The sequence below is a fragment of the Moorena sp. SIO3I6 genome (assembly GCF_010672095.1).
This window is the reverse complement of sequence record NZ_JAAHHU010000011.1, coordinates 85,998-110,360: the sequence shown is the minus strand read 5'-3', so window position 1 is coordinate 110,360 and position 24,363 is coordinate 85,998. Positions and strand designations below refer to the sequence as shown.

19 protein-coding genes and 1 pseudogene are annotated in these 24,363 nt (G+C 43.9%); 15 read left to right on the top strand and 5 right to left on the bottom strand.

Going from position 1 to position 24,363, the window contains the following annotated elements; all coding sequences use genetic code 11:
• Positions 1-232: 232 nt before the first annotated feature.
• On the bottom strand, positions 233-3,142 hold the full coding sequence (locus tag F6K49_RS06555; RefSeq protein WP_293095173.1) for a glycerol-3-phosphate acyltransferase: 2,910 nt from the start codon (positions 3,140-3,142) through the stop codon (positions 233-235).
• 511 nt (positions 3,143-3,653) lie between these two features.
• Positions 3,654-5,564 carry a group II intron reverse transcriptase/maturase gene (gene ltrA, locus F6K49_RS06550; RefSeq protein WP_293095170.1) on the bottom strand — a complete coding sequence of 637 codons (1,911 nt, stop codon included), beginning with the start codon at positions 5,562-5,564 and terminating at the stop codon, positions 3,654-3,656.
• A gap of 1,035 nt (positions 5,565-6,599) precedes the next feature.
• On the opposite strand from ltrA, the gene F6K49_RS06545 reads away from it, so the two are divergent.
• The 5 genes from F6K49_RS06545 to F6K49_RS06525 are packed head-to-tail and all read left to right on the top strand — an operon-like array spanning position 6,600 to position 13,887.
• Positions 6,600-7,454, top strand: a complete 855-nt coding sequence (locus F6K49_RS06545; protein WP_293021947.1) for a hypothetical protein — start codon at positions 6,600-6,602, stop codon at positions 7,452-7,454.
• A 12-nt stretch (positions 7,455-7,466) separates the two neighbouring features.
• Positions 7,467-9,398, top strand: a complete 1,932-nt coding sequence (locus F6K49_RS06540) for a caspase family protein (RefSeq protein WP_293065190.1) — start codon at positions 7,467-7,469, stop codon at positions 9,396-9,398.
• Between the two features lies 1 nt (position 9,399).
• Positions 9,400-10,497: a MoxR family ATPase gene (locus tag F6K49_RS06535; RefSeq protein ID WP_293065191.1), complete on the top strand. Its 1,098-nt coding sequence runs from the start codon at positions 9,400-9,402 to the stop codon at positions 10,495-10,497.
• Positions 10,498-10,509: 12 nt separating this feature from the next.
• Positions 10,510-13,482, top strand: coding sequence for an SAV_2336 N-terminal domain-related protein (locus F6K49_RS06530; protein ID WP_293019525.1), 2,973 nt, complete (start codon positions 10,510-10,512; stop codon positions 13,480-13,482).
• Between the two features lie 51 nt (positions 13,483-13,533).
• Complete coding sequence (locus tag F6K49_RS06525; RefSeq protein WP_293065193.1) at positions 13,534-13,887, top strand: four helix bundle protein; 354 nt, start codon at positions 13,534-13,536, stop codon at positions 13,885-13,887.
• 189 nt (positions 13,888-14,076) lie between these two features.
• On the opposite strand, the gene psbA is transcribed toward F6K49_RS06525, so the two are convergent.
• Together psbA and F6K49_RS06515 are read right to left on the bottom strand one after the other, a co-directional pair.
• Positions 14,077-15,156 carry a photosystem II q(b) protein gene (gene psbA, locus F6K49_RS06520; protein WP_293019530.1) on the bottom strand — a complete coding sequence of 360 codons (1,080 nt, stop codon included), beginning with the start codon at positions 15,154-15,156 and terminating at the stop codon, positions 14,077-14,079.
• Between the two features lie 465 nt (positions 15,157-15,621).
• A complete protein-coding gene (locus F6K49_RS06515) occupies positions 15,622-15,744 on the bottom strand; it encodes a hypothetical protein (protein WP_293095165.1) in 123 nt (40 codons plus the stop codon).
• A 1-nt stretch (position 15,745) separates the two neighbouring features.
• Here F6K49_RS06515 and F6K49_RS06510 point away from each other — a divergent pair, with 1 nt between their 5' ends.
• Together F6K49_RS06510 and F6K49_RS06505 are read left to right on the top strand one after the other, a co-directional pair.
• Positions 15,746-16,051 (top strand): hypothetical protein, encoded by a 306-nt coding sequence (locus F6K49_RS06510; RefSeq protein ID WP_293095162.1) that lies wholly within the window; start codon positions 15,746-15,748, stop codon positions 16,049-16,051.
• A 419-nt stretch (positions 16,052-16,470) separates the two neighbouring features.
• On the top strand, positions 16,471-17,196 hold the full coding sequence (locus F6K49_RS06505) for a helix-turn-helix transcriptional regulator (protein ID WP_293019532.1): 726 nt from the start codon (positions 16,471-16,473) through the stop codon (positions 17,194-17,196).
• On the opposite strand, the gene F6K49_RS06500 is transcribed toward F6K49_RS06505, so the two are convergent.
• Complete coding sequence (locus tag F6K49_RS06500; RefSeq protein WP_293019533.1) at positions 17,193-17,330, bottom strand: hypothetical protein; 138 nt, start codon at positions 17,328-17,330, stop codon at positions 17,193-17,195. The genes F6K49_RS06505 and F6K49_RS06500 overlap by 4 nt on opposite strands.
• Before the next feature lie 79 nt (positions 17,331-17,409).
• Between F6K49_RS06500 and cofG the strand changes: the two genes are divergently transcribed.
• The 8 genes and pseudogenes from cofG (at position 17,410) to F6K49_RS06460 (ending at position 24,271) form a co-directional block, all read left to right on the top strand.
• Entirely contained in the window at positions 17,410-18,408 is a 999-nt protein-coding gene (gene cofG, locus F6K49_RS06495) for a 7,8-didemethyl-8-hydroxy-5-deazariboflavin synthase subunit CofG (protein WP_293019535.1), read from the top strand.
• 56 nt (positions 18,409-18,464) lie between these two features.
• The gene (locus F6K49_RS06490; protein ID WP_293095159.1) at positions 18,465-18,707 is read left to right on the top strand and encodes a hypothetical protein; all 243 of its coding nucleotides are present in this window, start codon (positions 18,465-18,467) and stop codon (positions 18,705-18,707) included.
• Between the two features lie 24 nt (positions 18,708-18,731).
• Positions 18,732-19,220 (top strand): annotated as a pseudogene (locus F6K49_RS06485) (hypothetical protein); the annotation flags it as partial.
• 513 nt (positions 19,221-19,733) lie between these two features.
• A complete protein-coding gene (nadA, locus tag F6K49_RS06480) occupies positions 19,734-20,708 on the top strand; it encodes a quinolinate synthase NadA (protein WP_293095157.1) in 975 nt (324 codons plus the stop codon).
• Positions 20,709-20,854: 146 nt separating this feature from the next.
• Complete coding sequence (gene nadB / locus F6K49_RS06475) at positions 20,855-22,579, top strand: L-aspartate oxidase (RefSeq protein ID WP_293095155.1); 1,725 nt, start codon at positions 20,855-20,857, stop codon at positions 22,577-22,579.
• A 145-nt stretch (positions 22,580-22,724) separates the two neighbouring features.
• Positions 22,725-23,249 (top strand): Uma2 family endonuclease, encoded by a 525-nt coding sequence (locus tag F6K49_RS06470; protein ID WP_293095151.1) that lies wholly within the window; start codon positions 22,725-22,727, stop codon positions 23,247-23,249.
• 282 nt (positions 23,250-23,531) lie between these two features.
• Positions 23,532-23,948 carry a XisH family protein gene (locus tag F6K49_RS06465; protein WP_293095147.1) on the top strand — a complete coding sequence of 139 codons (417 nt, stop codon included), beginning with the start codon at positions 23,532-23,534 and terminating at the stop codon, positions 23,946-23,948.
• Positions 23,936-24,271, top strand: a complete 336-nt coding sequence (locus F6K49_RS06460; RefSeq protein ID WP_293095144.1) for a XisI protein — start codon at positions 23,936-23,938, stop codon at positions 24,269-24,271. The genes F6K49_RS06465 and F6K49_RS06460 overlap by 13 nt, the downstream gene beginning before the upstream one ends.
• Positions 24,272-24,363 lie beyond the last annotated feature (92 nt).

Below are 24,363 nucleotides of genomic sequence, written 5' to 3'. Positions count from 1 at the left end.
ACCGCATAAGGATTAGACTAATTATTTTTTAAAAGTTTTACATAGCAAGTTCGGTAGAGCCGAATTTTTATAATTCATTTATCGGTAAATGACTATAATTTTTTGAATTTTGAATTTTGAATTGGGCAAAGCAGTATAGAAATCCTCAATGAATTGTGATAATTTTTGATGCCATATTCCCTACTCCCTACTCCCTACTCCCTATTCCCTATTCCCTGTTCCCTTTACTATACTAGTCCAATACCTCAACTGTCCCCAACTGACCATCAATCCTGACCCGTTGACCATCTCGTAATATATCAGTAGCATGATTAATATCCATTACGGCTGGGATACCATACTCTCGGGCTACAATGGCACCATGGGACAGACGTCCCCCTACTTCAGAAATTAAGCCACCAGCACGAGCGAGTAATGGTGCCCAACCGGAATCGGTGTAGGGTACAACTACAATGCTTTGCTGGTCAATAGTGATATCACTTTGCAAGCTTTTCACTACTTTTACCAAACCCTCTACAAGTCCCGAACTGGCACCAATGCCTTGTAGCAGTCGTTGCTCAGACCCAGCTAAAGATTTGGGGTCAGCGGGTAAGGGAGGATTATTGCCATAAACCAGGAAAGGTACCGTAGTCAGCTGAGCATCCTGTTCAAATTTAGTGCGCCGTTGTTGCACAATTTCTGGAAGCTGTTGTCTGAGTTCCTGGTTATCACTACCTACTAGAGAGCGAATTTCGGGTAACTCCAAGAAAAAAATGTCCCCTGGTTCAACTAGTAAACCTGACAGCAGCCAGCGTGCCTCTAGAGCCAAGAAGCTCCAGCGTAGGTGAGCCATCAGCTTAGAGTAGACTTGGGTCACTCGACCTTTGAGATTCAGCCGTGCTTGTACCACTTCAGCTTTCCAGTTTTGCCCTCTAGGTTTTGGAGATTGGGGGAGTGGATGAGCTAGAAACTGAGCGAACAGCTTTCTGAGCGATCGGGGGTCTTCTTGCCAGCGGGGAATTGCGACATCGGTTGCCACTTCGCTAAGGTAACCATAGCCCTCAAGAAAGCGGTCAAACTGCTCTAAAATGCTGGAACCATCTGGGATTTCTGCTAGGGTGGCAAACAGAGAGGCTCCACTGTCATAGATAATCTGTTCGTGGCTTAATAAATGGCGAGCATCTGCTGCTATCTTAGCCAAGGCTCCCATACTATCGACCTCTGGAGTTTTGCTGTTATCTAGTTCTTTGTCCTCAATCTTGAGTACTGCCTGCCGCAAGGACATACTAAGGGGAGCAAGAATACTATAGTAGGTGGCTCGTTTCAACACCTTCAGAATACTGTCGATGCGTTCTAGGAGTTGTACTGGAGATAATTCCGACTGGGTTCTTGCTGAAAGCTGATTCAATAGCGGCAGAAAGTGGGTTTGGTAATCCGCTTCAAAGTCTTGGTCTAAACGCCATTCCCGACCGAGCAATCGTAGTAAACCAGGTAGGTTTTTTATAGTGGTATTTATCGGTGGTTTGGAAAACTTAGCTCCCCTAGTCAGAAATTCCAGACTTTCTGGGGGTAGACCCATACGCCGAAAAATTTTCCCCAACAGAGTTACATTGAAGTAAGCATGGGAATAGTGCAGGGTGGCAGTTTCCTTGAAATCCATTCCTTTAGCTCGCTTCCCCAGCACTATGGTAAAAATCTCTCCCCAAACACCGCAGGTTAGGGGACGATTAATCGACCAAGTTAGGGTTCGGATTACTCCTGGAATTACTTCCGCAGCAATTTTACGAGTCCAGGTTGGTTGTAGAGTAGTTATAGGTCGTGCTTGCAGTAACCAAAGGGTTTGACCGTCATAACTCCACTCAATATCTTGGGGAAGACCCTGGTAATAGTTTTCTAACCGACGTGCCAAAAGCGCCACTTGTTTGATTAAAGCTGGAGGGACATCACCACTGCCCTCAATCCGTGAGGAGGGCAAAGTTTCTGCTGAATCCTCTTGCTTCCCTGACTTCTGGAAATAAACTTGGTACTGCTCTGGTGTTACTTTACCCGATACAACTTGTGTAGCATATCCAGGTAGGGCTTCGACCACTACAGCTTCTCCCTGTTGGGAAATAGGGTCACGACTGAAAGCAACCCCAGAAAAAACCCCCTTGACTTGTTTTTGAATTAGCACAGCCATAGCTGTATCTGGCAGTTGCTGATCGCGACGGTATTGTGCAGCTACTGGATTACGATAAGACTCTAAAACTCGATTAATGGCATCGAGTAGTGCGGCTGAGCTGGTCACCTGCAAGATGCTTTGATACTGCCCTGCTGCTGAAGCCTGGGCTGAATCTTCTCCTACTGCGGAAGAACGCACAACCAGGGGTTCAGATTCAGAAACGGGTAGGTATTTGAGCAAAGGTTCTGGATCATCCCCTGGAGGTAGTACCCAGCCGACAGGTACTGAGTAACCAGAACGCTTCAGCTGGGATAGGGTGGCAGCTTTTTGCCCAACTTTTTTAGGGTCTAGTTTGGTGTCCAGAGAAATTACGGCACTATCGCCTTGGAAAAAATGAAACACTTTCTTTGATTCTGCTTGAGCTTCCCCACTGGGAAGGTCTAAGTCATCGGGAATTTTTTGATAAATCCAAGCTAATAATAGACTCAAGCTGGTGGCAATTACAATTCTGGAGTAATCCTGGGGATGCAATAAAGCCAGAATCACGGGAAACAATACTAAAATCACCCGTTTGCCATGTTTGGGATTGCGGAAAATGGTAAAGCTAATCCCTCCAATCAAAAATACTAGCAATGCGAGAATGGGGTCATGCCATAATACTCCCCAAGTGACATTGGTCGTCCCTGCACCTTTGCCTATCCAGTAACGACCTAACACCAACATGATTAGAGCGATCAATTCCCAGGCTGATTCACTGGGAAAGAAGTGACGAGCTAGTAAGACTGCTGCAATTCCTTTTGCTGCCTCTGAAAGTACTGCCAAGACACCAACCAGATTTCCTCCGTGGTAAAAGGCGGCTGAAACTGATATATTACCAGTACCTACCTGGGCTAGGTTATGCCTTGTCAGTACATAGGTAATCCAGGCAATCAGAGGTAGTCCACCTAAGATAGGACAGACGGTAAAAATGAGCAAGAACCCTAAAATCTGGGTTAGTGTCATGGGACTAATGGAAATCACTTAGTGAGATAGAGAGAGCTTTATAACTACTTTATAAGAATTAAATAAGAAGTATATCAAAAGTATATAATAAATATTTGGACTTACTGGCATCAAAAGATGACTAGTAATCACAACTAGTAATCACAATTGTAGTTTGTAAAATTATCTAACCCAAAAGCAAGCCAAATTGTCTAAACAATTTGCTTGATTTAACTAAAATACGAGTAAAGTATTTATATCATTTGGTAGGTATATTATTACCTGTTATAATTATAGTTTGGGTTCAATGCGTTAACCTGATTTAGTCCCTAAGTTGCTTTAATCCCCACAGCTTTTGCACAGGGGTTCTCAAGTGCGTTTTCCATAGTGAATGAGATTCCCATGCCAGCAGCCCGTAAAACCCCATCCTGCCTTCGGTAGTCACACTTTTGAATTAGTCTACGATGTTTGGTAAGGTTAACGTTTTTTCTTTTCTTTTATTTAACGATTGATATCGGGTAAATCTGCGGGATTACTCCCGCTTCGTCCCCAAGGCACCGTGCGAGCGAGTCTCCAAGCACACGGCGCGCCCAACTTCTTTAGAACACGTTTTCTTTTGCGACTTACTTTTCCTTGAATCCGGGTTTGTACCTTTTGGCTTTTGTCCCTTCTTCTTGGAGGGTTTTTTTAATCCCATTTTTAGCATTTGTTGTATTTCGGGATTTGTCGCACCCAGGGCATGGATTGAGTGATGGCAGTCATTGTGTAAGTATATTAAATTGTCATACTTATCTGTGCCGCCATCCTTTTTTGGTGTTATATGATGTAGATGCACAAAATCAAACCTTCCAAGGGTTTGATTACAGACAGGACATATGTAGTTCTGTCTGTTTGCTATTTTGTCTTTTCCGTTGGATAGTCTATTTCTTGCGGTCTTTTGTTTCTGTTTATTTTCCCTCTTTTCCCAGTATTCTTTGAGTTCTGGGTCGTCCGGGCTATGAGTATGTGTGACCTGGGTGTGTCTTTCGATATTGACCCATGCAAGCTTAGTGAGATAAACTTTCCTTTCTCCAAATACCCATTTATCGTCTCTTCCGGGACATAATTTCCCGAAATACTTCTTGTACAACCATTCCCGGGATTTTTGATGCTTTCTTAATCCCCATCTTGTTAACTTCCAGAATATGTAGCTGTCAATCTTATTGAAGATTTCTGAAGATACTGCTCCGCTGTGGTAATTACCCCACCCTCTTATAATCGGGTTGAGTCTTTTGATTACCACTTCCTGTGGAGCTTCTCGTACCTTCTTGAATTCCTCTTTAAGTTTGGTTTTAAATTTCGCTACATTCTTATCTGAAGGTTTAATGATGGTTATATACCCGGATTTTCTGGTACTGGTATTATGTTTCCTGAAGTTCCATCCCAGAAAATCAAATCCGGTGGTCAAGTGGGATATTCTAGTTTTTTCGAAGGATAATGTTAGTCCTTTTTTGGATAACCACTCTTCAGCGATTTTCTTAGCATTCACCGCATCTTCTTTGCTTTCGGTGAGGATTACAAAGTCATCGGCAAAGCGGACGTAAGTCCTTGGTGTCCTATTTTTCCAATTACCACCGTTTTTAGATTTATTGTCTTTGCACCAGGTGTATTTAATACCTAATTCTTCCTCTAATCCATGTAAGGCTATATTGGCCAGGAGAGGGCTAATTATTCCACCTTGAGGGGTTCCCTGTTCGGTGTCGTAGAAAGTTCCTTTGTGTACATATCCTGCTTTCAGCCATTCTTTTATTAGTTTGGCTGCGGGAAAACTTCCAATTGTTTCTAGTAATGGTTCATGGGCAATGTTATCGAAGCATCCTGAGATGTCCGCGTCTACTACCCACCATTTCCTGTTGTTTTCTCCCTTAATGTTTAGGAATATCCTTTGTCTTGCGTCATGGGTACTTCTTCCAGGTCTGAACCCGTATGATACTGGTTCAAACATTGCTTCCCATGATGGCTCAAGTGCATTTTTGACTATACCTTGTAGGCATCTGTCGGTTATGCTTGGAATCCCTAATGGCCTTTTCTTTCCATTGGATTTTGGGATGTAGATGCGTTTGGTTGGTATTGGCTTCCATGTCTTATATGTGGTGAGGGAATCGACCATTTTCCCTCTTTCCGCAGGGTTTAATTTTTTCTTTCCGTCTATCCCTGCTGTTTTTTTACCACTATTTACTTGGGTTGCTTGTTTGACTGATATCAGGATATTGGAATAGCTACGGAGAGCTAGTCTTTGTAGTTTGTTGACCTTTTTCCAATTACCCTCACGTGTCGCTCTGAAAATTCTACGTCTAAGTTTCCTGACCGTCCTGTAGGCACGTTTCCAATTGATAGCGTGCCAGTCAGTGGCTTGTTTAGTTACGATACCGTTCCCTTTTGGTTGCGGTTCTATCTTTTCCATATACAATTAAGGTACTTACGTATTATTTCCCTAGCTCGAAGTCAGTTCTGAAATTCAGCACTCTTTCAAGTTAAGGGATTTCCCTCTATCCAACCAGTTATATACTTTCGTATTTTCCTGTTGCCTTTCGGCTGTTGGCTTTTGCTTGGTTCAGTCTTCTACCGGGCTGAGAGTTATACCTCCTCTTACGATTTGGCTACCTACATCAATCGACCTAGATGTAGGACTCAACCTCGGCTTACCTGTTGACACACTAAGAAGTTACGAATCTGAGGTTGCCGCCTATACACCGAGTCCATTTTGGGATTCGATTGCCTTTTCATCGCAAGGCTAATCCAGGAGCTGGCACCTTCCATTACCGCTTTATCGGAAAGTGTCTATCGTAACGATGCCTTGTAGTGGCGATTCATCACTTTTCAACCTTTTGATTCTTTTCCTAACCCAACAACATCTTCTCCACGGCATGTAAAGATTTGTTGTGCATTCCCCTCTAGCTCTGAAACCTAGTGATTCGGGAGTGTCGTAGCCTTAGCCGCGATATCCATCTCACTACACTCCTTCGGGTGGAAACTAGTCTGAATCCAAGACTAGGAAAGGGTTCTAGCCTTTCACTTCCAAGAGCGCCTTTCAGTCGCCCAATGTAAATTGATAATATGAACAGGACTTACGCGGTTACGTTGATTTCCCCCCCAAAATTGGCAGGCTAGGGGGGCAAAATTAACTTAACCACGTAAGTTCTGTACTGGTATAGCGCTACGGGCAAGTCAGCAAGGTTCTTGCGTCAGAAGTCAAAAGTAAGCTAGGACTAGGTTTGCTGAGTTTAGGAATGTCCTAAGCTTAATGGGTAGTGCTATAAGGTGTGGGTGCGTGGATTGCGTCCCAACACCAATCGGGTAAGTTTTCAGAACTTTGCCGATAACAACAACGTGTCTAACGTTGCTGGAGGAGTTGGTAGCTTTGGCACGGCACCTCTGAATGGGTAGTGCTATAATACAGGATTTGAGCAAATCCTTATACAGATAGGTAGGTAATGGTGTGGCTAAGATTGTGGGTGTTCATGGGATTAATCAAGAATTTAGAGGTAGTAATACAATTTATGATAAGTGGCTACCAGCCCTCAAAGATGGTTTGGAGCGTGTTGGAGCTAGATTAGAGTCCGATCATGAATTTCGCTGTGCCTTTTATGGAGACCTGTTCAGAGGTCGGTCAAAATCAGCAATGGGGATACCTAACTATGACGCCAGTGATATTGACTCGGATTGGGAGAAGGAACTCCTCCTGGAATGGTGGGAAGAAGTAGCAAAAGTAGAAGACGATATTAAAGGCCCAGCGGATATATCCAGAGAAAAGGCAACACCCAGACTTGTTCAAAAGGCTTTAAATGCCTTAAGTGGTTCTAGGTTTTTTGGTGGTGTTGCTGAAAAAATCGTCATCTTTTTTCTGAAGCAAGTTGGGGGTTACTTACATAAACCAGAGTTAAGACAGAAAATTCGCGATCGCGTTGTGGAAGCCATAGATCAAGATACCCGTGTATTGGTTGGTCACTCTCTGGGGTCAGTTGTCTGTTACGAAGCCCTATGCCAACATCCAGAATGGTCAGTGGAGGTTTTTGTGACTCTAGGTTCCCCATTGGGGATAAGAGGGCTGATTTTTGATCGCCTGGAACCCTCACCTGTCTCTAATTTGGGGTCTTGGCCGGGAAGTGTCAAACAGTGGATCAACATTGCGGATGCGGGAGATATTGTTGCTTTAGAAAAAGAATTAAATCCTTTATTTGACGGGTTAGTGGAAGATAAGCTTGTTTATAATGGATCTGATGCTCACAATGCTAGTAACTATTTTACTGCATCTGAAACAGGAGAAGCTATTAAGTTGGGCTTGATTGATTAGTAGACGAGGTATATGGCGGGAAAACCCAGGTATTATTTAATCGCTTGTGGAACAAGCAACTACAACGATCAGGATGTAGATAACTTAGATAGTGTTCCGACAGACTTACAGAGAGTTGTTGATTTATTTATTCATAAATTTGGATATGAAGAAGCCTTGACGAATCTTCGTTTAAATCCGAATAAAAATGAGTTGATAAAACAATTTTCAGACTGGCTTCAGCATGAAGAACGATGTCAGAGCGATCGCGTTATCTTTTACTATTCCGGTCATGGTGAAGATCTTAAAGGAGATAGACATTATCTTTTGATGGAAGAGACTGATTACAATCAACTTCCTCAGACATCCTTGGCAACAGAAGATTTAGTTCGTCCTTTGAATAACGAAGGAGTTAAGATTGAACAAATCCTGTATATTATCGATAGTTGTTATTCTGGGGTCGGAATAAGTGATGTCTCGAAATTTACTACACAAGTTGTTCAGAAATACCAATCAGTAGGAGGAGCAGGTATCGCAGTTCATGGGATTGCGGCTTGTCGTGCCAAAGATACAGCCAAAGAAGATGTATTTTCTAGGGGCTTGGAGCAAGTTCTTAACGATTTAAGTAAAAACTACGGTAATTTATACATTCCTCTAGATTATATAGTTGACCAAATTAATCAGATTATTTCCTCAGAGCAACGTGCTTCCTACTCAGCTTCTGGCTCTGAAAAATTTGCTAAATTCTTCCCCATTCTGCCTAAGACTATACAAACATGGGAAGAAAAGCAAGATGAACTCATTAGGGAACTTTTTGCTGGATTAAAGAAACACCCAGAAGATAGCTTACTTCAGGTAAACTCTTTTATTTTAAGTTATAAAAATATTGAAAAGCTTGTCTTAGACGATGAATTTATTCTGGATTGTATAGAAATCGAAAAAAGACTGACTGAATTAGGAAAAAAACCAGTTTCAAGAGGAATATGCCCTCTAGTGGCTTGTGCAGAATGGTGTCGGCGAAGATTTTCTAAACAGGATAACAAATTGAGGAGACTTGCTAAGACTATTAAAAATTGGCAACAGGAAGTTCTAAGATATCGAGAAGATGCAAACCTCTCTACAATCCAAGAATCTGTTAAAAAAGCTGATTTAAAATTTCAAGAACTGATTACGACAGAAAATCTGCGACTTCAAGTTGAGATTGAACCAGAGGTTGATAATGATAATGGTACAGGACAAGCCTCTGGTGCCTTACTTTTGAGTATGAATCTTTGGCTTGAAAGTCAGGATTTACCACTTGGTCGGTTTGCAGAAAAGATACGGTTAGAACCTTGCGACAGTGGAAAAAGTGTCTCTGAGCAAGAGAGTGAGAGTTTATACACTAATCTTGAAAAGATTTTGCCCAACTTAATTCGTAAGGCTCGTTATAGTTTACCGGAACGAGTTAATTTAACAATTGAGTATTTTCTTCCTTTCGACTATTTCAAAACAAAATTGGAGAAGATTAGGTTTAAGCGAGGGAGAAACCTAACACCCCTCGGTGAAGAGTACCCAATTTTTATCAACTCCTATGAACGATATTTTGATCCAGATTTTCTTGAGATTCGTGATGAGATTGAAGTCAAGAAGCAAGGGTTATGGAATGATGTAAATAATTCTGTGACTGAACCGAGTGTCCCTGGGGAATTTGAAGGGGATGATATCTATTATATGGGTACAGACCCATCAGATTCCGATCTAGAAAGAATTGAGGAAGCTTTACCCATTGCGGTCTGGAGTCGGGACGTGAACCAACCTCTGATTGAAGGAGAGCATCTAAACCTCTCAGAATGGCAAGATTGGCCTAACAAAATACGTGATTTACGAAAAAAGAAAAAGGGTTTGGAGGTAACCCTTCTCTGGGATGATTTATATCCGAAGCCTTCCCAACGCTGTAGACCCTTGAATACCAACGTGGTGGACTAAAATGCCAAAGAACCCAACATCTGACCAGCCGGATCGTCGCATCTACCGGGGCTTAACCCTCACTAGAGGAAGTTTACCAACCCCAGAAGACCAACAACAGCATCTGAGTCGTATGCCACCGCCACCCCCTTGGCGCACCTTTGGTCTGTCAGTTGAGCAATGGCGTGAAAAAGCAAAATCACAAAATACTCAAGACATCGTAAGAAAGATTAATCCAAAGGCATTGGGGTTTGTTCCGAGCAAGCAAGCGGTAGAATTGGTCAATGCTGCATTGTGTTTACGTCGCCCTTTACTGATGGAAGGAAATCCCGGTAGCGGCAAAACATCCTTAGCCTATGCAGTAGCAGCTGAATTGGGACTACCGGGGCCTTACCGCTGGTCAATTGTTTCTCGCACTACTTTGAAAGATGGTCTCTATGCCTACGATGCCATTGGGCGATTACAAGAAGTGTCTTTACTGAGGCAACAAGTTGGTAATACAGAGAGAATAAAAGAGCCTGACATTGGTAACTATTTAAGATTAAGACCAATGGGTATGGCATTTCATCAATCTCAACCCGGTAGACCGGCAGTGCTGTTAATTGACGAAATTGATAAGAGTGATATTGATATGCCCAATGATCTCTTACATATATTTGAGGAAGGATTTTTTGAGATTCCAGAACTGAGTCGCTTAAACAGGGACTTCCAAAAGGTACTTCCTTACCGCAGTCACAGCAATGATAGTGATGAAAAAATTTCGGTTGACAAAGGATTAATTCAATGTCAAGAGTTTCCCTTAGTCTTGATGACCAGTAATGAAGCACGGGAGTTTCCACCAGCCTTTCTACGCCGATGTTTACGGTTATCTCTTAAGCAACCTGATACAGAAGAGGGTTTTTATAAAATTTTAGAAAACCGCTTTGATGCCACCCATTTAAAGCAACTGGATGAGCCAGCTCGGAAATTAATCAAGGAATTTTTGGCACGGATTAAGGCAAGAGACACAAAGTTAGCAACGGATCAATTATTGAATGCCATTTATTTATTACTACAAGGAGATGACTTGACTGAAGAAACACGGAAAGAGGTATTGAATACTATCTTCAAATCACTGTGAGGTCAGGGGTAAATGGTGAGTGAAAAAAATCAATGGTGGCAAGATGATAGAGAAGTGGCAGAGCTGATCTGGTGCGCGGCTCACGTAGATCGTATTGTTGCTCCTCCATCCTCTCAAGACATCAAACCACCAGAGGATGTACACCATTGTGATCCAGAATCATCTACTGAAAATCTCTCAGACGATTATCCAAAGATTCCTCCTTCAGGAAGGGAAAAAGCAGAACAAAAGATACCCATTGCGGCTAATCTTAAACAGCCTGACCATGCCCCGACTTCCCCTCAAAAACCCGAATCATCCTCCAATAATTACAGCTCTCCTATTCGTGTTCCTGACCCCTTTCCCTTACCCAAACCTAGGGAAATCAGTAAGGCACTGTTGCCTTTATCTAAGCGTGTTTCTGGACTGCTAGCCAATGAACTGGATATTGATGCAACCGTTGAACAAACAGCCGAAGCCAATGGATTGCCAATGGTGGCATTTCGTTCTCCCCTAGAGCGATGGTTTGAGGTACATTTATTGATTGATTGCTCCCCTTCCATGGCATTTTGGGGAGATTTAGCGGAAGGAGTGGCAACGCTTTTTCGCTGGCAAGGGTTTTTCCGGGATGTCCGGATTTGGCACTTCGATACAACAGAACCTACGCCCCAATTGTTTTCAGGTGTTGACCGTATGGAACGGAATGTTCGTAGCCTGATTGCACCAGGAGGACATCGACTCTTTATTGCCTTAACAGATACTTTGGGAAAGGCTTGGTATTCCGGTCAAGCCTTTGAAGTTTTAGCACAATTAGGAGAACAGCATCCTGTTAGTATTGCCCATGTTTTTCCTCAAACCCTATGGCAGCGCACAGGTCTAGATCAGGCAATTCAACGACCATTAATTGCTCGCCAGGCAGAGTCCCCTAACTCCATGTTACAAGTAGGAGCTAGGCTTCGTACAACGGCTAGGTTATATAAATTTCCAATTTTCAATTTATCCGTTAACCACTTTAGCACTTGGGCGAATTTTATCACCGGGAGTGGCAGCAATTCGATTCAAGGGGTTTTAATTAGACAGGATAAGCCCGAAACAGAGACAACTAATTCCAAATCAGTGGCGGAAATTCCCGAAGGCGTTGCTGATTCTGGGTATGATTCCGCCCCCCTAGCCCCCCAATTCTGGGGGGAACAAAACTCTGAAAGTCCCCCAAAGTTGGGGGATTTAGGGGGCTTGACCAACCCCCTAGCCCCCCAGCGAGCAATCCCTCGCTGGGGGGAACAAAACTCTGAAAGTCCCCCAAAGTTGGGGGATTTAGGGGGCTTGACCAACCCCCTAGCCCCCCAGCGAGCAATCCCTCGCTGGGGGGAACAAAACTCTGAAAGTCCCCCAAAGTTGGGGGATTTAGGGGGCTTGACCAAAACCAGACGATCCCGCATTCATACTTCAATTCAGCAACGCCCTCCCGAACAGTTACTGAGAGAATTCTTGGCTAATGCTAGCCCCAAAGCCCGAAAACTTGCTGAAGTTCTGGCTGCTGTTCCCCTGATTCCTCCAGTGATGCGCTTGGCACAACAGTGGTTTTTACCCGATAGCGAACACTGGCATCTGGCAGAAGTTTTTTTTAGTGGTCTTATCCAAAAGTCTTCCTTGGGGCCAGACCAGGCAACTGTTGCCGAAACTTGGTATGAATTTCGTCCGGGAATTCGGGAGTTACTGCTAGGAAATAGTCCAGTTCAACGCACCACTGAGATTTGGCGGGAAATTGGAGATTTCATAGAGCACCGTTATGGTAGTCTGCGGGATTTTCCAGCACTGATTCCCAACCCAGCCGGTTCTGTTCCAGGTTTTGCTGCGGATCGAGACCTCTATTTTGCTGAAGTCAAAGCAGCAGTTCTGACCACTTGGGGAGGAGAATACGCCAATTTAGCACAAGAACTCAGGGCAAAAGTCGCAAAACGGAAACGGGAGAAACTTGAGCTCACTGACAACTTAGAACCTTTTGAATTTGAAGCAGAAGTTCCCACCATTGTTTTTGAAGAGGAGCTAGACCAGGATCAAGAGAAATTACAACAGTGGACATTTAAAACCCCGACTGTTAACCATCAGGGGGAAATTACCGAAACAACAACCTACACCGCCTCTTACTTCACCGAAACCCTAACCGGTAATGTCGAACTGGAAATGGTGGCTATCCCTGGAGGAACGTTTACAATGGGTTCCCCTGAAAGCGAAAAAAATAGCTATGACTATGAAAGACCTCAACATAATGTCACACTCCAAGCCTTCTTTATGGGGAAATACCCTGTAACCCAAGCCCAATGGAACGCGATCGCATTAATGACAGACTTGAAAGTCGAGAGAGACTTAGATCCAGACCCCTCAAGCTTTAAAGGGGATAACCGCCCCGTAGAAACAGTAAATTGGTATGAAGCAGTAGAGTTCTGTGACCGCCTTTCTCAGCTAACAGGAAGGGAGTATAGACTGCCTTCTGAAGCGGAATGGGAATATGCCTGTCGAGGTGTTAGAGAACCCCTAAAGCTTGATACTGGAAAATCCTATCCCCCATTCTACTTTGGAGAGACGATTACCGGAAAGTTAGCCAATTACGACGTCTCAAGACCTTATCGGGATGAACCACCAGGAGAAAGAAGCAAGGGAACCACCCCTGTGGGTGAATTTCCTCCGAATCCCTTTGGGTTATATGATATGCACGGGAATGTTTGGGAATGGTGTTTAGATGATTGGCATCATAACTACGAAGGTGCCCCCACAGATGGCAGTGCTTGGATTGATGATAATGAACCGGAAAATGTCAAGACTGAAAATCAGTCATATTCAGCTAAAAATGAGTATAAAAGCCCTTATTCCAGGCTGCGGGGCGGCTCCTGGATTGACTATCCTGATTACTGCCGTTCTGCGATTCGCGGCAACAACTTTAGGCGCGAGGACCGCAACGACGTTGTTGGTTTTCGTATAGTGTGCGTGTCCGGGAGAACTGGATGAAGTCAGAAGTTTGAAGTTTGAAGTCAGAAGTTTGAAGTTTGAAGAAATAATTTGAGTTATCAACAAGTTTCAATTCAGGACAGAACCAAAAAGTTTGCGGTTAGAATAGTCAAAGCTTGCATTTGGTTAGAAGAATCTAAAGTTCCTAGAATGTTAGGGAATCAGTTATTAAGATCAGGAACGTCTATCGGAGCGAATTGTAGTGAAGCTCAGTCAGCCCAATCCCGCAGAGATTTTATCAGTAAATATGAAATTGCTCTCAAGGAAGCAAGAGAAACAAAATACTGGCTAGAGGTTCTCATAGAAGCCGAACTGGTATCATTAGAAAAGTTCAAAGGACTAATCCAAGAAACCGAAGAAATTATTAAAATCTTAGTCACTACCGTCAAAAAACTCAAAGAATAGACTTCTGACTTCATAAAAACTTCTGACTTCTGACTTGATAAAAACTTCAAACTTCAAACTTCTGACTTCTGACTTCAAACTTCAAACTTCTGACTTCAAACTTCCCGATTCCCGTTACACACAAACAAAAAAGCGCCCCCCAAACGGAGAGCGCTCTATTTGAATTTAACCAATTAAGTCAAATTTATATTAGCCGTTGATAACTGGAGCAGTTAAAGCAACAGGAGTAGCTTCACCAGCAGCTAAGTCTAGAGGGAAGTTGTGAGCGTTACGCTCGTGCATTACCTCGAAACCTAGGTTAGCGCGGTTTAGTACATCAGCCCAAGTGTTGATTACATGACCTTGAGAGTCAATAACACTCTGGTTGAAGTTGAAGCCATTGAGGTTGAACGCCATGGTGCTGATGCCCAAAGCGGTAAACCAGATGCCTACTACAGGCCAAGCACCCAAGAAGAAGTGCAAGGAACGGCTGTTGTTGAAGGACGCATATTGGAAGATCAAACGACCGAAGTAGCCGTGAGCTGCAACGATGTTGTAAGTTTCTTCCTCTTGTCCGAACTTGTAACCATAGTTCTGAGACTCGGTTTCGGTGGTCTCACGCACTAAGGAGGAGGTCACCAAAGAACCGTGCATAGCACTAAACAGTGAACCGCCGAATACGCCAGCTACACCCAGCATGTGGAAGGGGTGCATAAGAATGTTGTGCTCAGCTTGGAACACGAACATGAAGTTGAAGGTACCGCTGATTCCCAAAGGCATACCATCGGAGAAGGAACCTTGTCCAATGGGGTAGATTAGGAACACGGAGGTAGCAGCAGCCAAGGGAGCGCTGTAAGCAACGCAGATCCAAGGACGCATGCCTAGACGGTAGCTCAGCTCCCACTGACGACCCATGTAGGTGAAGATACCAACAAGGAAGTGGAAGATGATTAGCTGGTAAGGACCACCATTGTAGAGCCACTCATCTAAGGAAGCTGCTTCCCAGATTGGGTAGAAGTGTAAGCCAATGGCATTAGAAGAAGGAACAACAGCACCAGAGATGATGTTGTTGCCATAAATCAAGGAGCCAGCAACAGGCTCACGGATGCCATCGATGTCCACAGGGGGAGCAGCGATGAAGGCGATGATGAAGCAGATGGTAGCGGTTAGCAATGTAGGGATCATCAGTACACCGAACCAGCCTACATAAAGGCGGTTGTTGGTGGAAGTGATCCAATCGCAGAACCGATCCCACACGTTAGCGTTACGCTGGTTTAATGTGGTAGTCATGTTCGGATGATTGCGTTTATTAGATTATCTAGGTTCAGCAGGCTTGTTTCGCCTGTCTGTATTTATCCTAATACAATGCTGAAGATAAATACATTTTCGGGGTTTAATCGTAACTTTATTTAAAACTACTTAACTCTACTTAAGAAAAACTATGCGATCGCTTTCGTTAATGATTACTGAAAGCTGGCACCATTTTGCTTAATCCGAGGGATGAATCAAAGGGATTAATCCTATACTGGGCAAGACTTAGGCCAGTATATTGCCAGCTTGGTGAATCCGTTTGATCCAGTGCTATATTAGCTTAACATTGCTTAACAAAAATAGCAGTGATTGCTTTAGTCAATGATTGCTCAGAGCTGGGAAAATTTTGATTAATCCTAGGGATTAATCCTAGGGTGGGCACTGCCTACCAACGCTATGACAAGCTTCTGAATCTGTCTGATTGACTGCTATAACAACTTAACATTACTTAATAAAAAAGGTGCGATCGCTTTCGTGACCATATATTAGGTTTGTTAGACCTGTGGGCAGGAAACTGGCAAGATGCCCGTTCCACAACGGGCAAGATGCCCGTTCCACAACGGGCAAGATGCCCGTTCCACAACGGGCAAGATGCCCGTTCCACAACGGGCAAGATGCCCGTTCCACGCCTGATGCCGATTCCACAGGATTAATCTTGGGGTGGGCAGTGCCGACCAAGGCTCTTTGCAAGCTTGATTATCTGTCTGATCCACTGCCCACCCTACTACTGTCGGCAGAGAACAGGCAAGCAAGAAGAATCCTAGGGTGGGCAGTGCTTACCAAAGTGCTTTGCAAGCTTGATTATCTGTCTGATCCACTGCCCACCCTACTACTGTCGGCAGAGTATAGACGTAGTAGTATGAGTACAGGCTGAAAAACCGCAGGCTGAGCCGGGAGAGAGACCCGTAACTTATCGACCTGAAAGTAGTAATGCTCCCAGGGCAGGGAAAATCCTCCTTAAAAACCCAATCATTGGCCGTAGGCCACGCTACGCGAACGACTACCAATCGGTGTGTGAACCCAGGAAAATCACAACTTGAGAGGCGCCCGGGCCCCACACTTCCGATCTTTTTTACAAATATGAGATGCACCCCGGTCCCTTCACCCGGCTGCCCTTGATTGCAAACAAATGCAACGAATTTGAGAAATCTGTAGCTTGCTCATTGTAGCTACAGGAGTTCGCCTATAACAATGACTGTATCAGTAAGCCAGAACGAGTTACTCAATTCAGCCATCTCTGTATAGAGTTCTTGGGTAATTCGCATGCGTTATGGGTATTGAAGGAGATTCAACATGTATAGCTTAGAGTCCCAGATTAACCAGCAAGTCAAAGGTTTCGATCGCGTAGCGTGGCCTTCCGCCAATCGCTTAGCGTGGCCTTCCGCCAATCCCGTAGCTTGGCCTTCCGCCAATCGCGTAGCGTGGCCTTCCGCCAATCAGCTCAGTCATTCAGAAAATAAGTATCAGGTTACTAGTTTACAATCGAAGAACCCTCAATTTCTTCTAGAAGAAATTCTTGAAGGGTTTGTTGACGGTGTCTTGATTCTGACGTCTCAAGGAAAGTGGGTTCATGCTAATGAACGTGGGCGTCGCATTTGTCGTCAACTCTGTCAATATCAGTCACAGATGAGTTCTATCCCTGAGTCAATTTGGCGAGTGTGCGAAGCGTTAATTGATAGTTGCGATTGGTTTTCTGGGCAAAAAATGATTCTTGAGTCGGAAATCCAAACGGATAATTCCTTAAAGTTTCGAGTTAGGGTCAGATGGTTAGTCTTGGATAATCAAGCACAGCATTATCTGTTAGTCACTCTAGAGAATCGCCATAGTTCTGGCTATAATGCTGCTATTACTGATGCTAAAAAATATGGATTGACTAACCGGGAAGCTGAAGTTTGGTTGCTTAAGAAAGCTAAACTGTCTTACAAAGAAATTGCGGCTCGGCTTTATATTACTACCAATACTGTTAAGAAGCATATGAAAAATATTTATGCTAAACAACAGGCATTAGTTAGTAGCTAATAGGGAGTAGGGAGTAGGGAGTAGGGAGTAGGGAGTAGGGAGTAGGGAGTAGGGAGTAGGGAATAGGGAACAGGGAACAGGGAACAGGGAACAGGGAACATTGATATAGCACTACGCATTAAGATGTTTGACATTCCTAAACTCCGAAACTTAGTCATAGCTTACTTTTGACTTCTGACTTCTGACTTCTAACTTGCGCGGGTGTTTTTTCCTATGAACGTTTCTGATTGCCAATCTGATTCCCAAATCATTACCTACAGCCCTGCCTACACTTTGGTTCCCACTTATGAATGCTTTAATCGCTGTAGCTACTGCAATTTTCGTGCTGAACCGGGTAGCAGTCCTTGGTTGACTCTGGAGGATGCTGAAAATCAGTTAAGGTTGCTTCAGTCTCAGGGTGTTTGTGAAATTCTGATTCTCAGTGGTGAGGTTCATCCTAGGTCTTCACGGCGCAAAGCTTGGTTTCAACGAATTTATGATTTGTGTGACCTGGCTTTGTCTCTGGGATTTTTGCCCCATACTAATGTTGGACCCTTGAGTTGGGAGGAGATGGCGGCACTCAAGCAGGTGAATGTGTCTATGGGGTTGATGTTGGAACAATTGACACCGGAGTTGCTCAAAACCGTTCATTGCTATGCTCCCAGTAAGATACCAGAAGTTAGACTACAACAGTTGCAATGGGCGGGAGAATTGGGGATTCCCTTTACGACCGGTTTGTTGTTGGGGATTGGTGAGAGTGAGGAGGATTGGTGGGAAAGTTTAAATGCGATCGCACAAATTCATCGTGAGTATGGTCATATCCAAGAGGTGATCCTGCAACCTTATAGTCAGGGCACTACAGAAATGTTTCATAGTCAGTCTTTCGGGATTAATCAGCTGCCAAAGGTGATTCGGAAGGCGCGTCAGATTTTGCCCTTGGATATTACTATCCAAATTCCTCCCAATTTAGTTGATACTGTTGGGGAATTGCCTCAACGGTCTTCTGCTCTATTAGCGTGTTTGGAGGCTGGCGCACGGGATTTAGGAGGAATTAGTCCCAAGGATGAGGTGAATCCCGATTATCCTCATCCCCATAGTTATCGATTGCGGGAAGTGATTGAACCAGCTGGGTGGAAGTTAGTAGCGCGTTTGCCTGTTTATCCTAAGTATGACAGTTGGTTACCTGCGCGATTGCGACAAGTGGTTAAGAGATGGCGGATTGGTGATAGGTAATTGGTTATGGGTAATTGGTAATTGGTAGACGTGTTGAACACGGAAATGTCGGAACTGTGAGCAGATGGGAAGATGGGGAGTTAAATTGGCAACTGGTGNCTCAAGGCAGACGAATAATCACGTTGATCGTTGCTGTGATCACTGTTGTATTTATCGGAGCCTATACTGCCGCACAATTTGCTGCAGCTGCCAAGACCCTTGATGTATTTTTTGGAGTTGACCCTACGATTGGAGCTTTGATCGCAGCAGCTTCGATTCTAGTCTACTGCCTAACGGGAGGACAAGCCTTGCCCTTCTAAGCTACACAACAGTTTAATCCCTTTTTAGTCGGTATTGTGTTGGCTGGTGTTTTTTCTATCATTGCCTCTACAGCAGATTCCCAACTTCTGGTTTGTTCCAGTGCCATCGCTAGAGATATTTCCCCGGGTTTGCATCGGAGGATGTCCCGGAAATATGGCGTGAAATACGAGCAATTCATGACCTTAGTGGTGGGAATACTCGCTGTAATTGCGGCGATTTCTATTTCCTCCACAGTGTTTTCGTTGGTTCTTTTTGCTAGTGGATCTGTGGCCAGTTCCCTCGGTCCAGCCATGCTGATTATCTTATTGAAAAGGCGCACTCATTATTTAGCATTGAACTCTATGATGTTGGCAGGATTAAGTACTGCTATCCTCTGGCGAGTTTTAGGATTTAATAACATCCTATCCGAAGTTTGTCCAGGCTTTATTGTAGCCGTGTTGGTGCATGAGGTGTTAATGAAGAGTGTTTTAAAAACTAAGGGTAATGCTATTGGTGATACCTTCATAAAATAAGGTTTAAATTAGGTGGATAAATTGTTAATTTAAAATTTAATAACAACCAATTTGGATAAAAAATATAGGAAATAATAATAGTTAAATCTAATCGGTTGCATCTCATTTTTGCCTAATTTCATTCATTGAGATGCACCCAAACCTAATAGAGCTGGCTGCTGAAGTTATGCACATACAGCGGTTTTAAATTCAGTTAGGTACAAAGTTCTAGGTTTTTAGGGAGCAGGGAGCAGGGAGCAGGGAGCAGGGAGCAGGGAGCAGGGAGCAGGGAGCAGGGAGCAGGGAAGTGGGAAAACAATCCTGTGTACCTGATAGTTATGCAAACCGCCCTAGATCATTTGATTTGGCGATCCCATGAGGTCAGCCTAGTCGAGGACAGGATTAAAATAGCATAACTTAAGTAAAGTTTAGTAGTACAACACCCAGTGGGAGGGATCCCGAAGATTTAATAATTATTAAAGAAATAAAATTTTCAAAAAGCACTAAAATAGTCAGAAATAGGGAAAGAATACGATGTTTACAAATGTACTCCCAAAACCAACCCTAGAGTTGGAGTATCCGCCCAAAGACCTTTTTGAAGCGATTGAAGACCTTAAACAAGAATTAAACGCAGTTATTCTGGCTCACTATTACCAAGAGCCAGATATTCAAGATATTGCTGACTATCTCGGCGATTCTCTAGGTCTTTCTCAACAAGCGGCGGCTACAGATGCAGATGTTATCGTCTTTGCTGGGGTTCACTTTATGGCAGAAACTGCCAAAATCCTTAACCCCAATAAATTGGTACTACTCCCCGATTTAAACGCAGGTTGCTCCCTAGCTGACAGTTGCCCTCCCCAAGAATTTGCCGCCTTCAAAGCAGCCCATCCTGACCATCTAGTGGTATCTTACATTAATTGCTCCGCTGCCATTAAAGCGATGAGCGATATCATTTGCACCAGTTCTAACTCAGTTAAAATCGTCAACCAAATTCCGAAAGACCAGCCGATTATTTTTGCCCCAGATAAGAACTTAGGTCGCTATGTCATGGAGCAAACCGGACGGGAGTTAGTCCTGTGGGAGGGCAGTTGTATTGTCCATGAAACCTTTTCTGAGAAAAAGATCGTTGAACTCAAAATACAGCATCCTGAAGCGGAGTTTATTGCCCATCCAGAATGCGAACCCCCTCTATTGCGTCATGCCAGTTACATTGGTTCCACAACAGGTTTATTAAAGTATATCCAGCAAAGTTCAACGGAAGAATTTATCGTGGCTACTGAGCCAGGAATTATTCACCAAATGCAAAAGAGGGCACCCCAGAAAAATTTCATCCCTGCTCCAGGTATGGATAGCAATTGTGCCTGTAACGAATGCCCTCACATGCGGCTCAATACTTTGGAGAAGCTGTATCTAGCCATGAAGCAGAAAACACCAGAAATTACTATGCCCGAGGAAATCCGAGTAGCCGCCTTGCGACCAATTCAACGGATGTTGGAGTTATCAGTGTAGTGCTGTACTGCCCCTGAGCAGCTTGACACAATTACTTGACAAAAATATCCTTTATAAGTTATATTGGAGCGTTTATAAGCAATTTGTGTTGTTAAAACTAAGAACTGCTTAGGAATTAATCACAGATTAGTGAAATATGACCTATCGTGCAAGAGTTTAAATCATCCCCTGACGAGTCTTCCCGATCTGCTAACACTCCCTCCCAATTTGACATCATAGTGGTGGGCAGTGGTGCGGCTGGGCTATATGCAGCCCTTTGTCTACCTGCTCATTTGCAGGTAGGTTTGATTACCAAAGACACCCTGAAAACAGGCTCTAGCAACTGGGCTCAGGGAGGAATTGCTGCTGCTATTGACCCATCTGATTCCCCAGAGCTTCACCTAGAGGATACCCTGCGAGCGGGTGTTGGTCTTTGCGATCGCGAGGCGGTAACGTTTCTGGTAGAAAATGCCTCTGCTGCCATTGACTCTCTAGTCAAGATGGGGGTAGCCTTTGACCGCAAAGGCAAAAAGCTAGCCATGACCCTAGAAGCAGCTCACTCTCGTCCCCGCGTCCTCCATTCGGCAGACACCACAGGTCGAGCAATTGTAGATACGCTCACTGCCAAAGTTTTAGAGCGTCCCAATATTCAGGTGCTTTCTCACGCAGTGGCTTTGAGTTTATGGCTCAATCCAGCAACTGGTCATTGTCAGGGGATTAGCCTCCTCTATCAAGGTCAGATATCTTGGCTAAAAGCCTCTGCGGTAATCCTAGCCACAGGTGGTGGCGGTCAAGTTTTTGCCCAGACAACGAACCCAGCCGTAAGTACAGGAGATGGAGTAGCACTGGCTTGGCGGGCTGGGGCAATTGTTAGAGATTTGGAGTTTTTCCAATTTCATCCCACGGCTTTAACCAAACTAGGGGCACCTCGCTTTTTGATTACAGAAGCTGTCCGGGGAGAAGGAGCACATTTAGTAGATTACAAAGGCGATCGCTTTGCTTTTAATTACCACCCTTCAGGGGAATTGGCCCCTAGAGATGTGGTAAGTCGGGCAATTTTTAGTCACTTAGAAAAAACCTCCGCCGATCCTAGCCACGGGAATGTTTATTTAGACTTGCAACCAATCGAGCCAGATCGAATTCGCTATCGTTTCCCCAATATTATTAACGTATGTCAACATTGGGGCATTGATATCTTAAAGCAGCCCATTCCCGTTGCACCTGCTGCCCATTACTGGATGGGAGGAGTGGCTTGCGATCTGACCAGTTGCACTTCAATTCCAGGGCTATATGCCATTGGCGAAACGGCTAGTACAGGGGTTCATGGTGCCAATCGCTTAGCGAGTAATTCCTTATTGGAATGCTTGGTTTTTGCCGCCCAATTAGCTGAAATTCAAACAGCTCCTAATCCAGTTCTGGCGGAATCCCTACCTTTGAGAAAAGAGAAAGGTGAGTGGGAAAGGGAAATCGAGAAGACAGCCTCAGTAAGGCAAAGTTTACCCTCCCTGATGTGGCAAAGTGCAGGAATTTGTCGCTCCCAGGAAGTTTTAGAGTCAGCCCTTGCTCAAGTTAATTCCTGGCGCTCTGAATTGGCTGGTTTTCAGGTGAGTCAATACTTGCTTGATTTACTGCCCAACCAAACAGTTAAATTTGAGTCACCATTAGCGGAGCAGCAATTGCGAACGGCTGCAGAAACATTCAATCTCCTGGATATCGCCCATTTAATTCTCAAAAGTGCAGCATTGCGCACAGAAAGTCGGGGCGGACATTACCGCAGGGATTATTACCAAACCTCACCCAGTTGGCAAGTTCACACCTTAGTACAGGGGGAGCGTTGGTGGAAATCTCCACAACTTTCTCTAATGTTAGAACCCAAGGAGATAGCGGTATGAATAGCACTTATTCAAAAGCAGTGACAACAGTGCAAACCTATCCCTATATTCACCCTTAACCCTATACTATTGGCGAGCGCCCTACAGGTTTGATGTGCAGCTCGCTTTCATTTTTTATTGGTAATTTAATTATTGGTAATTTAAGGTGAATACTATTAACATTCCCCCCACCTTCAAAGTTACAGAAGAACAATTCCAAATACTCGCTACTGCTAACCGAGAAAAGCGCCTCGAACGTACTGCTAATGGAGAATTAATTGTTAGGCCCCCTACAGGAGGCAATACCGGAAAACGCAACGCACAATTATCTGCACAATTTGTGATTTGGAACAATCAAACCAAACTCGGAGTTGTTTTTGACTCTTCTTGTGCTTTTCGTCTTCCTAATGGTGCCGATCGCTCTCCTGATGTCAGTTGGGTAAAAATAGAACGCTGGAATCAACTCACACCAGAACAACAAGACACTTTCCCACCCCTTTGTCCTGATTTTGTCCTTGAGTTACGCTCCCGTACGGATACTATGGAAAGCTTAAGACAAAAAATGCAAGAATATTTAGACAATGGCATAAGCTTAGGCTGGTTAATCGATCCCAAAAATAGAATTGTAGAAATTTATAAACCTCAACAACAGTTTAAGGTGTTGAATTCTCCTAAGACGCTATCTGCATAAGAAGTATTACCTGGATTTAGTTTAAATTTTGAAACCGTTTGGTAGTTAGGATGTAAGCATATGCGCTACGCGCAGGCTACGCCAACAGCCGTGAGCTAAAAGCTCACGCGTGCGCGTTCAGCTGTCAGCCGTCAGCTTAAAATAAACTTCATTTGGGAGAATTTAAGAGTTCGAGATTTTACAGAATTGAAAGTCTGGGGATTTGCCCTTGGCCACAGGGCTTTGGCAGCTCAAGTAGCGATCGCACTGTAAGATGAAGGTGGATGAGGTCTTGAAGGAGATATGCCAGCTAAAGACATTTACCATGACTGTGTCAAAAATGCTCTCATTAAAGATGGTTGGACAATTACCGACGATCCCCTCAGTTTAAAATGGGGTAAGAAGGATATGTATGTTGACTTGGGAGCAGAGCAACTCTTAGCAGCCGAGAGAGCCGAACGCAAAATCGCTGTTGAAATTAAAAGTTTTATGGGTCTATCGGAAATGAACGATCTTGAGAAAGCAATTGGTCAGTATATTGTATATCATGACGTTCTCGCCGAAGTTGAACCAGACCGAGAGCTTTATTTAGCCGTATCCCAAGAGGTTGCCAGTGGATTGTTTGAAGAACCTATTGGTGAGCTGTTGTTAAAAAACAATCGAGTTCGTCTTTTGGTTTTTGATTCTGAAGCGGAGGATATTATTAGATGGACACTTTAGAGCGAGACCGGGAGATTATTCAAAAAATAATCTCTGACTACGCACAAATTCCTTATTCTTACGGAGAAATTGAACGAAATAGCGTGTTTGATTGTGAACGCGATCGCTACCTATTAATGATAGTTGGTTGGGAGGGAGTGCGCCAAGTTCACGGCTGTATCATTCATGTGGAAATTATCGATGGCAAAATCTGGATTCATCGCGATGGGACAGAGGATGGCATCGCTGGGGAACTCCTAGAAGCAGGTATTCCCAAAGAGCGTATTGTTCTAGGCTTTAAATCACCAGGAGTGAGGAAGCACACAGGGTTTGCAGTTGCCTAAAGTCACCCTGTAATAAGTAATAAGTCAAGAAGAGGCTCTATCTAATTGATATAATTTAGAGTGATCGCTAATTACCACAACCTTAAAGTAGA

Coding starts and splice junctions, on each gene's coding strand:
- F6K49_RS06500 (WP_293019533.1), bottom strand. CDS start 17,330: ATGTCAAACATCTTAATGCGTAGTGCTATATCAATGTTCCCTGTTCCC.
- F6K49_RS06510 (WP_293095162.1), top strand. CDS start 15,746: ATGCCCGTTCCACAACGGGCAAGATGCCCGTTCCACAACGGGCAAGAT.
- F6K49_RS06465 (WP_293095147.1), top strand. CDS start 23,532: ATGCCAGCTAAAGACATTTACCATGACTGTGTCAAAAATGCTCTCATT.
- nadA (WP_293095157.1), top strand. CDS start 19,734: ATGTTTACAAATGTACTCCCAAAACCAACCCTAGAGTTGGAGTATCCG.
- ltrA (WP_293095170.1), bottom strand. CDS start 5,564: ATGGAAAAGATAGAACCGCAACCAAAAGGGAACGGTATCGTAACTAAA.
- F6K49_RS06555 (WP_293095173.1), bottom strand. CDS start 3,142: ATGACACTAACCCAGATTTTAGGGTTCTTGCTCATTTTTACCGTCTGT.
- psbA (WP_293019530.1), bottom strand. CDS start 15,156: ATGACTACCACATTAAACCAGCGTAACGCTAACGTGTGGGATCGGTTC.
- F6K49_RS06535 (WP_293065191.1), top strand. CDS start 9,400: ATGCCAAAGAACCCAACATCTGACCAGCCGGATCGTCGCATCTACCGG.
- F6K49_RS06505 (WP_293019532.1), top strand. CDS start 16,471: ATGTATAGCTTAGAGTCCCAGATTAACCAGCAAGTCAAAGGTTTCGAT.
- F6K49_RS06460 (WP_293095144.1), top strand. CDS start 23,936: ATGGACACTTTAGAGCGAGACCGGGAGATTATTCAAAAAATAATCTCT.
- F6K49_RS06540 (WP_293065190.1), top strand. CDS start 7,467: ATGGCGGGAAAACCCAGGTATTATTTAATCGCTTGTGGAACAAGCAAC.
- cofG (WP_293019535.1), top strand. CDS start 17,410: ATGAACGTTTCTGATTGCCAATCTGATTCCCAAATCATTACCTACAGC.
- F6K49_RS06530 (WP_293019525.1), top strand. CDS start 10,510: ATGGTGAGTGAAAAAAATCAATGGTGGCAAGATGATAGAGAAGTGGCA.